Source organism: Acinetobacter sp. YH12043 (assembly GCF_013419915.1).
Lineage (GTDB): Bacteria > Pseudomonadota > Gammaproteobacteria > Pseudomonadales > Moraxellaceae > Acinetobacter.
Window position 1 is genome coordinate 1 of the sequence record NZ_VOZD01000027.1, and the last position, 15,697, is coordinate 15,697.

The window sequence follows — 15,697 nt, forward strand, 5'->3', positions numbered from 1 at the left end:
ATGGAGAAATCTAATCGGTATGTTATACCTGAGAGAAGAGTGAGGAGTTATCCAAGGGTTGTAAAAGGAAAACCTCAAAAATACCCAAGAAAAAGCCAGTCAATCTCTTAACTGACTGGCATTACCCCATCAGGAGGCTTTTTTAGGACATCAGATCTTAATGATCAGATGCACCTGAGATTCCAATACCTGTTTGTGAGCGAACAAACTGTGCATCGAAAGCTTTGCGTTCTGCCTGTGCTTTCACTGAGCGGTCTGTGATGGAGAAGAACCAGCAGCAGAAGAAAGACAATGGCATTGCAAATAATGCAGGACCATTAAATGGAACGACTGGTGTATCTGAAATCGCGAAAGTATCTACCCAAACGGCTTTAGACAGTACAATCAGCACTACCGCAGTCACCAGACCAACCACGCCACCAATGACAGCACCACGTGTGGTCAGGCCTTTCCAGAACATAGACAGAACCAGTACCGGGAAGTTGGCACATGCTGCTACCGAGAATGCCAGACCTACCATGAAGGCAACGTTTTGCTTCTCGAACAGAATTCCCAAGATCATCGCAAAGATAGCAAGACCAAGAGTTGCAATTTTAGACATGCGCAGTTCAGATTCAGGTGTAGTACGGCCTTTCTTGAATACGTTTGCATACAAGTCATGTGAAATTGCTGAAGCACCTGACAAGGTCAAACCTGCAACTACCGCAAGAATGGTTGCGAATGCCACTGCAGAAATGAAGCCCATGAACAGGTCACCACCCACAGCATCTGCCAGGTGAACCGCGGCCATGTTGTTACCGCCCACCAGCTCTAGCTTGCCTGTGATTGCCATTTTTGCAATGTCCAGGAACTGCGGGTTGTTCGCTACGTATAGAATCGCACCGAAACCGATAATGAAGGTTAACAGGTAGAAATAACCGATAAAGCCTGTTGCAACCACCACTGATTTACGTGCTTCTTTGGCATCTTTTACTGTAAAGAAACGCATCAGGATATGTGGCAGACCTGCTGTACCAAACATCAGCGCCAGACCAAGAGAAATCGCATCGACCGGATTCGAAGCGAGATTACCCGGACCCATAATCTTGGTTGCATCTGCAAGGCTCAAGTCATGTACTTTAGAGTAAACCTGAATCGATTGTTCAAACATATTGGTAAAGCTGAAACCTACGCCCTTCATTACCATGAAAGCCATAAATGTCGCACCAGACAACAGCATTACTGCTTTAATGATCTGTACCCAAGTGGTCGCTAGCATGCCACCGAAGATTACGTAAGCCATCATCAACAGGCCAACAATCACCACAGCAATATTGTAGTTCAGACCGAAGAGTAACTTGATCAACTGACCTGCACCTACCATCTGTGCGATCAGGTAAAACGCAACCACAACCAGTGAACTTAATGCAGCTAGAGTACGCACCGGTTTTTCTTCCAGACGGAACGACACTACATCAGACAGGTTAAATTTACCCAGGTTACGCAAACGTTCTGCCACCAGGAATAAAACGATTGGCCAACCCACCATAAAGCCTAGTGAGTACAGCAATCCGTCAAAACCGGACAGGAATACCATCGCGGAAATACCGAGGAAAGATGCTGCAGACATGAAGTCACCAGCAATGGCCAGACCGTTCTGGAAGCCAGAAATCCCGCCGCCGGCAGTATAGAAATCATTAGTATTTGTGGTTTGTTTGGCAGCCCATTTGGTAATAAATAAGGTTGCTCCAACGAAAATCACAAACATGATAATCGCGTGCCAGTTGGTCGCTTGCTGCTCCGCAGCACCCAGATCTGGTCCAGCAAATGCCATTGCCGAGCTGAGCAAGGTCAGCGCTGCAGCAGCAAGCGCTTGATATGAAATCCCTTTCATCTTAGTGTTGCCCCTTTTCTTTTGTAATCGCTTCCACTTCCTGAATTGCTTCTCTGTTCAGCTGATCAAGTTTGTTATTGGCAATGTAGGAATACACCCAGCACAATATAAAAGACAAAATAATGATACCGATACCTAGAGGTACACCCCAGGTCGTTACACCGCCAGAAATTGAAGACAATAGAAATTCTTTGTTGTAGCCAACAAGCAACATGAAACCGACATAGACAAATAGCATGATGCCGGTTAAGGTCCAGCTCAGCGTACTTTTTCTACGTACCATTTCTTTGAATTTGGGATTCTGTAGAATTCTTTCTACTTGAGCCTCATCCATAGTTACACTCCTGTAGCCCCACCATGGGCTTACTATTTTTTAATTCGAATTATCACTGTTGCAAAATAACAACATTTAGAATGACTTGTAATTTAGACTTTGGTCGTTAAAAAATGATCAATTTAAACTGCTGAGTGCATGATGCGGTATCATAGCGTCATGCACAGTACACATCAGGCTATATGAACAGTTGGCTCATCATAGGGGTGCTCGCCCTCTATATCACTTTACTCTTTACTTGCGCTTTCTATGGGGAAAAACATGCCAGCCGGCTGAGTACCCGTGGCCGCATGCTATTGTTTAGTTTAACTTTAGGCGTCTACTGTTCTTCCTGGACATTTTATGGCGCGACCGGTGCTGCGGTTCGTGAAGGAATTATTTTCCTGCCGATCTATCTTGGTCCCCTGCTCTTTGTCGCGATTGGTTACGATATCTGGCGCCGTCTGGGACGGGTACGCCAGCATCATGCGATTTCCTCTATCGCCGACTTCGTCGCTGCACGTTATGGTAAGAGTGGGCCTCTGGCTTCGCTGGTCACCATTCTGGCGGTGATTGCCATCATTCCCTATCTGGCTTTGCAGTTACGTGCAATTGCCTTGAGTGCGGCGGTCATTCTGGAACCTTCAGCCGGGATTGCCAGTACCACCAATAGCGTACTGTTCCTGACTGGCGTCCTGGCGATTCTGGCGATGATTTTCGGTACCCGGCAGATTGCCAACACCGAACAGCATGGCGGTCTGATGCTGGCTGTCGCCTTTGAGTCTTTTGTTAAGTTATTTGCCTTGCTGGCCGTAGCCTGTTTCTTTATTTTTGAAGCACCAGAAAATCTGCCTCAGATCAGTAGCGATATTCAGTCAACCTTCCATGATGTACAGCTGTTTGGCGTACCGGAAAGTTTCTGGGTACAGACCCTGTTGGCTGCACTGGCGATTATCTGCTTGCCACGTCAATTCCACGTAGCAGTGGTTGAATTACGGGATGAAAAACATATCCGTGGTGCACGTCGCTGGTTTGCCATTTATCTGATTCTGACCACACTGGCAATTATCCCGATTGCCAGCTGGGCACTGCATGCGGCTCCCCAATATTTAGCGATTCCAGATGTCGCGGTACTGTCTTTACCGCTTAGCTATAATCAGGACTGGCTGACCTTATTGGCCTTCTTAGGCGGTTTCTCGGCTTCGACTGGTATGTTACTGGTATCTTCAGTCGCCCTGTCGATCATGCTAAGTAATGACCTGATCATGCCGGCGCTCTGGCGCTTAAACCTGATCTCACGGCATGACAAGCGTTTGCCACTGGTACTCAAATTTACCCGCCGGATCTGTATTCTGGCCGTGATGTTGATGGGCTTTCTGTTCTTCAACTTTTTTAATGATATTGACCAGCTCTCAGTCTTTGGTCTGCTGGCCTTTAGTGCCGTGGCACAATTCGCCCCTGCCCTGATTGGTGGTCTGTATTGGCGTGGCGGGAGTAAGCAAGGTGTATATGCTGGCCTGCTGACCGGTTTCGCTTTATGGTCGTATACCCTGCTATTACCAACGATTTTGCGCAGCCTGCCAGAAGCCTATCAGCAGTTCAGCCAGAGTTTTCTGGAACAGGGTCCTTTGGGCTGGAACTGGTTACGTCCTGAAGCCCTGATCGGTTTCGAATCTTTTGATCCTTTAACGCATGGTGTGGTCTGGGCACTAGGTCTGAACACATTCCTATATATCTGGGTTTCCCGGATGTTCCGTCCAAGTGTGGCTGAACAGATTCAGGCGGAAAGTTTCTTCTACTATGAAACCAAGCCGCTTCCTTCTCAAAGTCCATCTACTGATGTCAGCTACTCGCATCAGGATGTGGCCCGTTTAAAAGTTGGTGACCTGATTACGCTGGCCAAGCGCATTACCGGTGAAGGTCCAACCATGCAGGCCTTCCAGCAGTTCTGTGCTCAAAATAGTGTGGAACTGAATGAAAATAGCAGTGCCAATGGCATGTGGTGGCGTTTTACTGAGCAGTATCTGGCCGGTACCATTGGTGCAGCCTCGGCACGTACCCTGCTGACTACCGCGATGGTGAATAATGGCCTGGCCCTCGGTCAGGTGGCGAATATTCTGGATCAGGCCTCACAATGGCAGCGTTTTAACCAGAACCTGATCATGACCATGATCGACCATATGACCCAAGGGGTGAGTGTGGTTGATGAAAATATGTGTCTGGTCGCCTGGAACAACCAATACCTGAAACTGTTCGACTATCCAAAAGATATTGTTTATGTCGGCTGTCCAATCGCTGACCTGATCCGTTATAACGCTGAACGCGGTGAATGTGGTCCGGGCTCGGTCGAAGAACATGTGCGTAAACGGATTCACTGGATGCAGGTCGGCAGTGCGCATGAATTTGAACGGATCCGTAAAGATGGCCGCGTGATTCAGATGCGGGGTAACCCAATTGAAGGCGGTGGTTTCGTGACGACCTTTGCCGATATTACTGCCTTCCGTGAAAATGAAGCATTACTGGAAGCCCGGGTTCAGGATCGTACCCAGCAGCTCGCTGATGCCCTGTCTGAACAGCAACTGGCGCGTGAACAAGCCGACAAAGCCAATATGTCCAAGAGCCGCTTTATTGCTGCCGCCAGTCATGACCTGTTACAGCCAATGCATGCTGCACGTCTGTTCAGTACGGCGCTGGAGCAAAGTGTACAAAGCGAAGAAGATCGCAAGACCCTGCAGCAACTGGATCGTGCCCTGCATGGGGCAGAAAGCATGCTCTCAGCTCTGCTGGATATTGCCCGACTGGAGGGCGGTACGATTCAGCCGAAACGCCAGGCTTATCCACTGCATGATTTATTAAGTGATCTGGAACTGCAATTCAAATCCATTGCGGCACAACGTGGCATCAAACTGCGAGTGCATGATGCCCAGTTCTGGATTGACACCGATCCACAATGGATTCGCCGGATTATCCAGAACTTTGTCAGCAATGCCCTACGTTATACCGCCAAAGGTAAGGTCGTGGTCGGTGTACTGCGTTCTAGCAACCGGCCAAATCATATCCGGATCGGGGTTTGGGATACCGGTCCCGGTATTGCTGAAGAACAGCGCATCAAGCTGTTCCAGGAATTCGAGCGTTGTGGCCATACTTCGCCTTGGGGTGAACAGGGTCTGGGGCTTGGTCTCGCCATCGTGCAACGTATGACTGGTCTATTGGATTATCCAGTTCATGTTTCTTCCGAGCTGGGCAAAGGTTCCTGCTTCATGATTGAAGTGCCACTGACCGCAGCACCGAAAGTCGTTGCCGCCCCTGTTCAGGCTGTGCCGTTGAAGTCCAAGGCCTTTAAGATTCTATGTCTGGACAATGATGAAACCATTCTGGAAGGCATGTCGACCTTATTGACCAAATGGGGTTATCAGGTCTTTAAAGCCACCGAGCCTGAACAGGCCGCCGAAATGATCCAGCAGGAAAATATTCAGGTCTGGCTGGTGGATCAGCATTTAAACCAGGACAAGATCGGTCTGGACTTTATTCTGGAACATCGTAGTAGTGATATTCCGGTGGCATTGATTACCGCAGATTCTGATCCGGAACTGCCACAGCGCCTGAAGGATTTAAATATTGTCCTGCTGAAGAAACCATTGAAACCCGCTTCACTTCGTTCCTGGTTATCCGGTCTGAAAATCTCTGGTAGTTAGAACTTTTTATTTTTATCTCAATGCCCATTTTAATGATTTAAGATGGGCATTTTTTATACTGAATAAATACCTATCTTTACCTGACTGGCAAAAAAATCAGGCCAATGTGCTAAAAGCACCAAATTTCACATAATTCCTGCTGATAAATTGCTCAAAATTATCATTTCAGCATTCTCTATGGCAAAAGCCACCAATTCTATTAATATACATGTGTACACCTAGTTACAATTATTTAAGTTGTTGTTTTAAATTAATTTTTAATCCTATTTTATGGCAGATAGAACTTTGGTCGTATTTTTAATACAACAGGCTTAGCTCTAAAAATAGACAATATAAGAAACGATCAGTTTCCATCTGACAATGCCTAAATCCTTTTGGCAGCTGGTCTATTTGCACTGCTAGATAGGAGTTATAAAAATGAAACTCGATGAATCAATTGCTCAGCTTCCCGCACAGACTCAGCAATTCCATCGCCAATATGGTGCTAATGCCTTATTACCCAGCATCGACTGGACGCAAATGTTTAAATACAGCAAACTCGACGATACCCAGATTCAGGCACTTGAAACCCTGTATCAGCATGCGGTTCCTTTAGCCCTGCAAGTTTTTGATGAACTGCATTTTGATGTCTTTGAACCTTATGCCTACAAACCGCAAGGTTTAGGTTTATTTGAACGTTTGGCTGAACAGGAAAACAAGCTGATTGAATCTCTGGAAGCAGAAGCTGAAGATTTACCTGTACAAACCCGTCATCAGATCTGGAGTATGCTGCTGCGTGGTGGTGCCGTACTGGTCTTTAAAGCGTGGCTCGGCAAAGTGAAAAATGAAGAAGATTGCCTGGATACCACCCAGTTTGATGAACTCTCTGACTTGCTCTTTATCAAAACCTGCCCGCATGAACTGGCAGAGCACCTACAGGTCGATCCGAATAGCACAGACGAGCATGTATTCCTGATGTATGAAGATGAAGTTTATCTGGACCGTTTTAACAGTCTGGAAACTGCTGCCCTGTTTGTAGACTTAGGTGTGTATGATGCGACTTTCCTGAGTCTACGGGATGATCGCGTAGCAGAATACCTCATCTCTAAAGGCTATGTCACCCAAGAACAGATTGATGAACTGCAATCCGCACTGAATCCCATGTTCTGTACCGATGTTACCCAAAAACAGGATTATATTGCTTAATCTGGCAACATTCTCGCAATAAAAAAGACCTCATCTGAGGTCTTTTTTATTTTGTAAGCAGCATCACTTACATTTTCTTTTCTTCAATATTCAAGGCATTGATGGCAAGCACCGCCTGGGTACGGTTTTGTACACCTAGCTTACGGAAGATTGCTGTCACGTGCGCTTTAATGGTGGCTTCTGAAACATCCAGTTCATAAGCAATCTGTTTGTTCAGCAAGCCTTCGGCTACCATCATCAAGACACGGAATTGTTGCGGTGTCAGTGACTGAATCCGTTCTGCCAATGCAGTTTCGTCTGCAGCACGCGGATCGAAGTTCATGTTGGCTGGCAGATTGGGTGGTAACCAGATTTCACCTTCGAGGACTTCACGAATCGCTTCACCAATATGGCTTGGATGTGCAGATTTTGGAATATAGCCCATTGCACCATGTGCAATCGCACGCTGGATAATGCTGGCTTCTTCGTGAGCAGAAACGACAATAATTGGAATCGAAGGATATTGGGCGCGAACGTGGACCAGAGCAGAAAAGCCCGATGCACCTGGCAGGTTTAAATCCAGAAGGACAAGATCAGGCTCAGGACCATTTTCTAGACGTTCATAAAATTCATTGACTGCTGCAGTTTCATGAATCTGCGCTTGTGGCAGACTATAACGAACAGCTTGGATCAGAGCATGACGAAACAGTGGATGATCATCAACGATTAAAATATTCATAGGACGTGAGAGAGATCTTGTGCACAGTAGCTCCTATTCTAACCACACAAGCCAGTTTATGGATATGCAAGATCACCAATTTTTTAAATAATGTGGAGTTTTTCTTTAATTTTTTTAAATTTTGGCTTATTTCAATAATTCTTTAATTCTCATCACTTTTTTATATATGATTTATTCCTATTATGCATAGCTTATCTTTATTCAATATAAATATAGTTATCAGCCATTTATCCAGCTCTATCCGTTTCAGAAGCACATTTTCCGCTTATATAGAAAAATCAGATAACTTTTCAGCATTTCGTTATTTTACACCTACTGCGGCAATCGGGATTAATAGGGTCATTCCGAGCTTAACCATTTTTAGGTACTTCACATGCCCCATTTTTCCGAGCAAAAACCTTTAAACATCGTGGCTGTTTCTGGCGGCCTGAATCACCCATCTAAAACCGAAGCATTGGTTCAAGCCATTCTGGATGAACTGGGTGAAGCGACGCCAATCAATGTACATTTCATCAAGTTCAGTGAAATTGGCCAGCTTTTAGGTGGTGCAATTTACCGTAACCAGTTACCGCAACGCGTGCAGGATGATCTGGCAGCCGTTGAAGCAGCAGATGCCCTGATTGTTGGTACGCCTGTTTACCGCGCTTCATTTACGGGCCTGTTCAAGCATTTCTTTGACTTCGTAGAACAAACGGCGCTGGTAGATGTACCGGTTCTTTTAGCAGCTTCTGGTGGTAGTGACCGTCATGCGCTGGTTCTTGAGCACCAATTACGCCCATTATTCAGCTTCTTCCAGGCACAAACCTTACCAATCGGGGTATATGCCACAGATCGTGACTTTACGCCTGAATATACTATTCACAGCGAATTACTTCGTGCCCGTATTACCCTGGCAGTGGCTCGTGCCCTACCAATCCTTGAATGGGCGCCAGCAAAGGGGCAGCGTGCTGAGGTCATTAAAGAAAAATCTCAGCAAGCCAACCAGAGCCTAGGCATCAACAAGCAAATCGAACAGGAAGAAGTTTTACCTTCAGCTGCAGTGCCAAGCCTGGATGCCGCAGAATCCCGTTTGCACAGCAAGAAAGTGCCAAAGACTCAAGTGGCTTAATGGCCACTTCATTCAGAGGGTAAGAATAATGTCACAAGATAAAAATATTGTATTTGCTTACTGGGTTCCAAATGTCAGTGGCGGTCTGGTGGTCAGCGACATTGAACAGCGTACTGACTGGAGCTATGACTATAATGTCCGTCTGGCGCAAACTGCTGAGAAAGCAGGTTTTGACTATGCCCTGACCCAGATCCGTTTTACTGCGGGCTATAACGCTGAAAACCAGCATGAATCAGTGAGTTTCAGTCATGGCATCCTGGCGAAAACTGAACGTTTAAAAGTGATTGCCGCGGTCTTGCCGGGTCCATGGAAGCCTGCGCTGGCAGCGAAGCAGCTGGCAACCATTGATCATCTGACCAATGGCAGAATTGCGATTAATGTCGTAAGTGGCTGGTTCCGTGGCGAGTTTGATGCAATTGGTGAAGAATGGCCGGAACATGATGAACGTTATGCACGTTCAGAAGAATTTATTCGCAGCCTGAAAGGGGTCTGGACTCAAAACAATTTTAGTTTTGATGGTAAATACTACCAGTTCAAAGACTATACCTTGAGTCCAAAACCGCTACAAAAACCGCATATTGAAATCTTCCAGGGGGGGAGTTCCCGGGCAGCACGCGATATGGCATCTCGTGTGTCTGACTGGTACTTCACCAATGGCAATACGCCGGAAGAGCTGAAAAAACAGATCGATGATATTCGTGAAAAAGCCAAAGCGAACAATCACTCTGTGAAAATTGGCGTAAATGCATTTGTGATTGCTCGTGACACCGAAGAGGAAGCGCAAGCAGTACTGCGAGAAATCGTGGCCAAGGCCAATGTTCAGGCGGTGAAATCTTTCGGTGAGGCAACGCGTGAAGCGGGCGCAGCGAGTAAAGAAGGTGAAGGTAACTGGGCCAAATCCACATTTAAAGATCTGGTGCAATATAACGATGGTTTCCGTACCAACCTGATCGGGACGCCAGAGCAGATTGCAGAACGTATCATCGAACTGAAAAAAGTCGGTGTTGATCTGGTTCTTTCAGGCTTCCTGCACTTTATTGAAGAAGTGGAATATTTCGGTGAAAAAGTCTTGCCACTCGTGCGTGAACTCGAAACGCAGCAAGCTGAACAGCAACAAGAAGAACAAGAAGCTGAGCTCGTTTAAACTATAATAATGCTCAGCATAACGATTCATTCCCTCAAGGCTCGGCTTGAGGGATTTTTTTTGTGCAACACAGTGTTCTCGGCATAGAGATAGCCGCCTGCTTCATTCTTGACTAGAATGAAGCCAAACCCGATGAGATAGAAATTTAAATTATGTATACCGGTATCGTACAAGGCTTGGAAAAAGTCGTGGATATTCGCCAGGGCAATGGCTTCATTACCATTATCGTGAGCAACGAAAATCAGTTTTTTCAGGATGTCTTTATTGGCGCCAGTGTTGCGATCAACGGCGTCTGCCTCACCGTAACGACTATTGATCAGAAGCTAAATCAGATTCACTTCGATATCTCCGATGTAACCCTTGCTCTCACCACCTTAAAATCTCTTCAAGTGGGTGATGAAGTGAATGTCGAACGCTCTGCCAAAGTCGGTGCAGAAAATGGCGGGCATAATCTGTATGGGCACATCGAAGGCACAGCAATCATTAAAAATCTGGAACATCGGGGTGAAACCTACCATATCGATATTCAGATCCCGGATGGCAATATCAAATACTTTTTCCTGAAAGGGTTTATTGGTCTGAACGGCTGCAGCCTGACCATCAATCGCGTCGATCGCGCCAATAGTGAAATTTCGATTGATCTGATTCCCGAAACTTTGCGTCTGACCACCTGGAAAAATGCCAAAGTAGGTGATGAAGTCAATTATGAAATTGACCAGACCACGCGTACCTTGGTGGATACCTTAGAAAATATTCACCAGCGTTAAATGAAAGAGCCGCTTATACCATAGGCGGTTTTTTAACTGATCATTCTGCCCATATCTACGTTTCTATACAGAATTTTCAGGTGGAATGAATAAAATAATCTGATTCCGATTCAGAACGTTATTCCCATGCAGTTGATCTGGTTCCGCCAAGACCTCCGTATACATGACCATGCCGCACTCTGGCATGCTACTCAGCAAGGACCTTGCATTGCGCTAGCAGTCCTCTCTCCCGAACAATGGCAACTGCATCAGGATGCCCGGATCAAAATTGATTTTTATCTGCGCCGGCTCAAATATTTAAAACAGCAGCTACAGCAACTGAATATCCCGCTGATCATATTGAATATTCCTTTGTGGGAAAATTTAGCGCCAGAAATATTGAATCTGTGTCAAACCCTGAAAATTGAAAATCTGCATACCAATATTGAAGTTGGCGTCAATGAACTGGAACGTGATGCTCAAGTACAGCAATTACTGCAACAGCAGCAAATCAGGGTCGAGTTCTATCATGATCGCATCCTGTTTCCCCTTGGCAGTATCCGGAATCAGTCTAATCAAGCCTATCAGGTCTATAGTGCCTTTAAGAAAAAATGCTATGAGCGGCTAATTCTGGATGTACCCGCCTGCTATCCAGAGATTGAAGCTCAAGATCCAATCCAATTATCAACTAAGCTCCCCAATGTTGATCTTGAAAAATTCTCAGCGGATTATGTGGTAGAGCATGCTGCCCAACTTTGGCCTGCGGAGGATCGAACTGCCTTGGATCTGCTCGATGATTTTATCGAGGATAAAATGGCTCATTATAAAACCGACCGTGATCTGCCAGCAGTTGATGGTACCAGCCGCCTCTCCCCTTATCTGAATATCGGTGTTATTTCAGTTCGCCAATGTATGCAAGCTCTTTTTCAGGATGGCTATTTCCAGATTGAGGATGTGGGTCAGCAGACCTGGTTAGATGAACTCTTGTGGCGGGAATTCTATCTACAGACCCTGTTTGATTTTCCACGTGTCTCCAAACACCAACCATTTAAGCAAAATACCAATAAGATCCAGTGGCGCAATGCCCCCGAAGATCTAGCTGCCTGGCAGCAAGGCCAGACCGGAATTCCAATTGTCGATGCTGGCATGCGGCAAATGCTGGCAACTGGCTGGATGCATAACCGGGTCAGGATGATTACTGCGATGTTCCTGTGTAAGAACTTGCTGATCGACTGGCGACTGGGTGAAAGCTGGTTTATGCAGCACCTGATTGACGGCGATCTGGCTGCGAATAATGGTGGCTGGCAATGGTGTGCATCAACCGGCATGGATGCTGTGCCCTACTTCCGGATTTTTAATCCGGTCAGCCAGTCCCTGAAGTTTGATCCCAATGGAGACTATATCCGCCAGTGGGTGCCTGAACTGGCGCATCTGGATGCCAAATCCATTCATGAACCTTATGCCAAAAATCCTGATCTGGAACTGGATTATCCAAAACCGATTGTCGATTTAAAAGCCTCTCGTGTACGAGCCATAGAAGCCTTTAAGCAGATTTAGAAGAAACTATCACTTCATCTAATATGAAAAGCCTCCAGTATCAGAGGCTTTTTATTTTCATATCAAGAATAAAAACTTGGATCAGGCACTTTCCCGGTCAATATCCATTCCCCAACTTCCTGATATTTATAATCTACCGGATCATGTAAGGTCTGGGTGCGAACATTACGCCAGAAACGGTCCAGATTCAGTTTGGCTGTGGTCGCACGCGCGCCCATCACCTGAAAAATATTCTGGGTGATATAGAGAGATGTATTGGTGGCCGCGATTTTGGCTGTAGCAATCGCCACTGAAACTTCACCACGCTGCTCGGCAGTGAGATCATTGCCCAGATCCCAAGCAGCTTGTAAGGTTTGAATCGCTTTATCAGCCAGCAAACGCACGCTTTCCAGCTGCACATAAAAATCGGCAAAATGCTTCTGGGTAAAGGGGTCATTCACTGCCTCTTCTACCAGTGATTTTGACCAGGCTTTTTGAGTCTGTACGGTTTGTTTGGCGACTTCAAACGCACCTTCTGCTACACCGAGGAACATGTGTACAAAAATCAATTGGGCAATCAAAGGACGTAAGCTTGAATACGGCGTGCTCAGTGGACCCGGATTTAACAGCAATTCATCTTCATGAATTCTGACCTGCTCAAAATGGCTGGTGCCGCTATCGGTCTGGCGTTGACCCATATTATTCCAGTCACCGAGAAAACTTACACCCTTACGTGCTGTTGGAATTACCCCGATCAGTAATTTTCCAGCGTCGTTATAGCCTGAGCACAGTAAGATATCGGAATCAATGGAGCCCGAACAGAAACTTTTATTTCCATCAAAAATATATTCTTTTTCAGCAATTTTTGTTGCGGTAGTTCGACGGTCCAGTGGATTTAAGGTATTGCCCCAGAACAGGTTTTCCCGAGCGGTCTGTTCAAACCATGGGCCATACTGTTCTGGTTGGGAAAATAATTGAACCGTTGCAATCAGCAAATGATGAAACCCATAAACATGTGCTAATGAACTATCGACTCGGGCAATGATTTGAATGGTTTTAAAAATTGTCTGCCAGTCTGCTTCCTGACCGCCGTACTGTTTTGGAATAGACAGGCCCAGTAAACCGCTCTGACGAATCAGATCACGCTCGGCTTTAGGATTACCGCCCTGCTTGTCACGAGCTGCGGCTGTTTGGGCAAAAGTTTCTGTCAGTTGCTGGGCAATTTGCAGGGGAGATTGATCTAGATATTGTTGTCGTACATTCATTCTTTTGACCTAAGTTCAGCATGGTTTTAGCTTAGCAGATTGCAGCTTGGCACTATATTCGAAAGCATGCAGAGCTTATTCCTGAGACAAAAATACCGGCAAATAATGCCGGTATTTGAACGTCCTAAACTTATGCCTGATTACGCTGCACTTCAGCAATTAACTGATCCACGACTTGTGGCTCAGCCAGAGTCGAGGTATCACCCAGACTGTCCAGCTCATTGGCAGCAATCTTTCTTAAGATCCGGCGCATGATTTTACCTGAACGGGTTTTAGGTAAAGCAGGTGCCCAGTGCAAGGCGTCTGGCGTTGCCACTGGCCCTAAAATTTTACGTACCCAAGCTACCAGTTCACCGCGCAGCTGTTCAGTACTTTCAGTCCCTGCCTGCAAGGTGACAAATGCACAAATCCCCTGACCTTTGATGTCATGCGGCATACCGACAACAGCCGCTTCGGCAACCGCTTCATGGGCCACCAGTGCACTTTCAATCTCTGCCGTACCCAGACGATGACCGGAAACATTGAGTACATCATCGACACGACCAGTAATCCAGTAATAGCCATCTTCATCACGACGTGCACCATCACCGGTAAAATAGGTACCTGGATAGGTCGAGAAATAGGCGTCAATAAAGCGGTCTGGGTCACCCCAGATGGTGCGCATCTGACCTGGCCAGGAATCCTTAATTACTAGATTCCCTTCTGCCACCCCTTCAATTTCCTTGCCTTCTGCATCGACAATGGCGGGTTGCACACCAAAGAATGGCCGGGTTGCAGAACCCGGTTTCAGGTCGGTCGCACCTGGTAAAGGCGTAATCATGAAGCCACCAGTTTCGGTTTGCCACCAGGTATCAATCACCGGACAGCGGCTTTCACCGACTACCGAGTAATACCAGTTCCAGGCTTCCGGGTTAATCGGCTCACCGACCGAACCTAAAATTCTCAGGCTGCTACGATCACTTTCCCGTACATAGGCATCCCCCTCACGCATCATGGCACGAATGGCTGTCGGTGCAGTATAGAGAATGGTGACATTATGCTTGTCAACGATATGTCCGGTACGTGCCCAGCTCGGATATTGCGGCACTCCCTCGAACATGACCGTAGTCGTACCATTAGAGAGCGGACCATACAGTACATAGGAATGCCCGGTAATCCAGCCGACATCGGCAGTACACCAGAACACATCATCCTGTTTGATGTCAAAAACTTCTCGGAAAGTACAGTTCACATAAGTCAGATAGCCGCCTGTGGTATGCAGTACGCCCTTAGGTTTTCCGGTTGAACCCGAGGTATACAGGATAAACAGCGGATCTTCCGCATTCATCGGCTCAGGCGGACAGATCTCATTGACGGTCATAATTTCCATGTGATACCAGAGATCACGCCCCTGTTGCATTTCCACCGGATTGCCAGTGCGATGTACAACGATGACATGTTCAACCGATTCGGTACCGGCGACTTTCAGGGCTTCATCCACATTGGCTTTCAGTGGAATGGCTTTGCCCCCACGCATGCCCGAATCTGCGGTAATCACCATTTTGGCCTGACTGTCTTCAATCCGGCTGGCCAGAGAATCAGGTGAGAAACCACCAAACACCACACAATGCACTGCACCAATCCGGGCACAGGCCAGCATGGCAATTGCGGCTTCCGAGACCATTGGCATATACAGCACCACCCGGTCGCCCTTTTTAATTCCGTTCTTTTTCAGGACATTGGCGAAACGGCAGGTTTCATCATAAAGCTCATGAAAAGAAATAATCTTGTGACGGGATGGATGATCCCCTTCCCAGATAATCGCCGGTTTATAAGGATGTTCCTTAAGATGGCGATCCAGACAGTTGGCACTGACATTGAGCTGGCCATCTGCAAACCATTCAATTTTAAAATTGTCTTTATCAAAACTGGTATTTTTAACCTGGGTAAAAGGTTTGATCCAGTCCAGGCGCTGTGCCTGTTCAGCCCAGAACTGATCCGGTTGTTCAATGGATTGCTGATAACGCTCAAAATACTCTGTATCAGTGGTACGTGCGGTTTTCTTAAATTCTGCTGGTACTGGATAGATTTCTTTCATTGTTCGCTTCCTTGATCTTGTTCTATCTCATCACGAG

General features: G+C 46.5%; 11 protein-coding genes. 6 read left to right on the forward strand and 5 right to left on the reverse strand.

Going from position 1 to position 15,697, the window contains the following annotated elements; all coding sequences use genetic code 11:
- Positions 1–157: 157 nt before the first annotated feature.
- Positions 158–1,873, reverse strand: coding sequence for a cation acetate symporter (locus FTU01_RS12585; protein WP_180011055.1), 1,716 nt, complete (start codon positions 1,871–1,873; stop codon positions 158–160).
- 1 nt (position 1,874) lies between these two features.
- Positions 1,875–2,207: a DUF485 domain-containing protein gene (locus tag FTU01_RS12590; RefSeq protein WP_004781535.1), complete on the reverse strand. Its 333-nt coding sequence runs from the start codon at positions 2,205–2,207 to the stop codon at positions 1,875–1,877.
- A gap of 182 nt (positions 2,208–2,389) precedes the next feature.
- Here FTU01_RS12590 and FTU01_RS12595 point away from each other — a divergent pair, with 182 nt between their 5' ends.
- Together FTU01_RS12595 and FTU01_RS12600 are read left to right on the forward strand one after the other, a co-directional pair.
- Complete coding sequence (locus FTU01_RS12595; protein ID WP_159123807.1) at positions 2,390–5,881, forward strand: PAS domain-containing hybrid sensor histidine kinase/response regulator; 3,492 nt, start codon at positions 2,390–2,392, stop codon at positions 5,879–5,881.
- A 417-nt stretch (positions 5,882–6,298) separates the two neighbouring features.
- On the forward strand, positions 6,299–7,066 hold the full coding sequence (locus FTU01_RS12600) for a hypothetical protein (protein WP_166139501.1): 768 nt from the start codon (positions 6,299–6,301) through the stop codon (positions 7,064–7,066).
- A 67-nt stretch (positions 7,067–7,133) separates the two neighbouring features.
- Here the strand turns inward: FTU01_RS12600 and FTU01_RS12605 are convergent, their stop codons facing one another.
- On the reverse strand, positions 7,134–7,784 hold the full coding sequence (locus FTU01_RS12605) for a response regulator transcription factor (RefSeq protein ID WP_004781530.1): 651 nt from the start codon (positions 7,782–7,784) through the stop codon (positions 7,134–7,136).
- A gap of 373 nt (positions 7,785–8,157) precedes the next feature.
- Here FTU01_RS12605 and msuE point away from each other — a divergent pair, with 373 nt between their 5' ends.
- The 4 genes from msuE (at position 8,158) to FTU01_RS12625 (ending at position 12,339) form a co-directional block, all read left to right on the forward strand.
- Positions 8,158–8,892 carry an FMN reductase gene (msuE, locus tag FTU01_RS12610; protein ID WP_180139357.1) on the forward strand — a complete coding sequence of 245 codons (735 nt, stop codon included), beginning with the start codon at positions 8,158–8,160 and terminating at the stop codon, positions 8,890–8,892.
- Positions 8,893–8,920: 28 nt separating this feature from the next.
- Positions 8,921–10,036 carry a dimethylsulfone monooxygenase SfnG gene (sfnG, locus tag FTU01_RS12615; RefSeq protein ID WP_180139358.1) on the forward strand — a complete coding sequence of 372 codons (1,116 nt, stop codon included), beginning with the start codon at positions 8,921–8,923 and terminating at the stop codon, positions 10,034–10,036.
- A gap of 152 nt (positions 10,037–10,188) precedes the next feature.
- Positions 10,189–10,803 carry a riboflavin synthase subunit alpha gene (locus FTU01_RS12620; RefSeq protein WP_125279183.1) on the forward strand — a complete coding sequence of 205 codons (615 nt, stop codon included), beginning with the start codon at positions 10,189–10,191 and terminating at the stop codon, positions 10,801–10,803.
- A gap of 126 nt (positions 10,804–10,929) precedes the next feature.
- Positions 10,930–12,339, forward strand: coding sequence for a deoxyribodipyrimidine photo-lyase (locus FTU01_RS12625; RefSeq protein ID WP_180139359.1), 1,410 nt, complete (start codon positions 10,930–10,932; stop codon positions 12,337–12,339).
- Positions 12,340–12,401: 62 nt separating this feature from the next.
- Here the strand turns inward: FTU01_RS12625 and FTU01_RS12630 are convergent, their stop codons facing one another.
- Positions 12,402–13,583, reverse strand: coding sequence for an acyl-CoA dehydrogenase family protein (locus FTU01_RS12630; protein WP_180139360.1), 1,182 nt, complete (start codon positions 13,581–13,583; stop codon positions 12,402–12,404).
- Positions 13,584–13,713: 130 nt separating this feature from the next.
- A complete protein-coding gene (gene acs, locus FTU01_RS12635; RefSeq protein ID WP_159123800.1) occupies positions 13,714–15,660 on the reverse strand; it encodes an acetate--CoA ligase in 1,947 nt (648 codons plus the stop codon).
- Positions 15,661–15,697 lie beyond the last annotated feature (37 nt).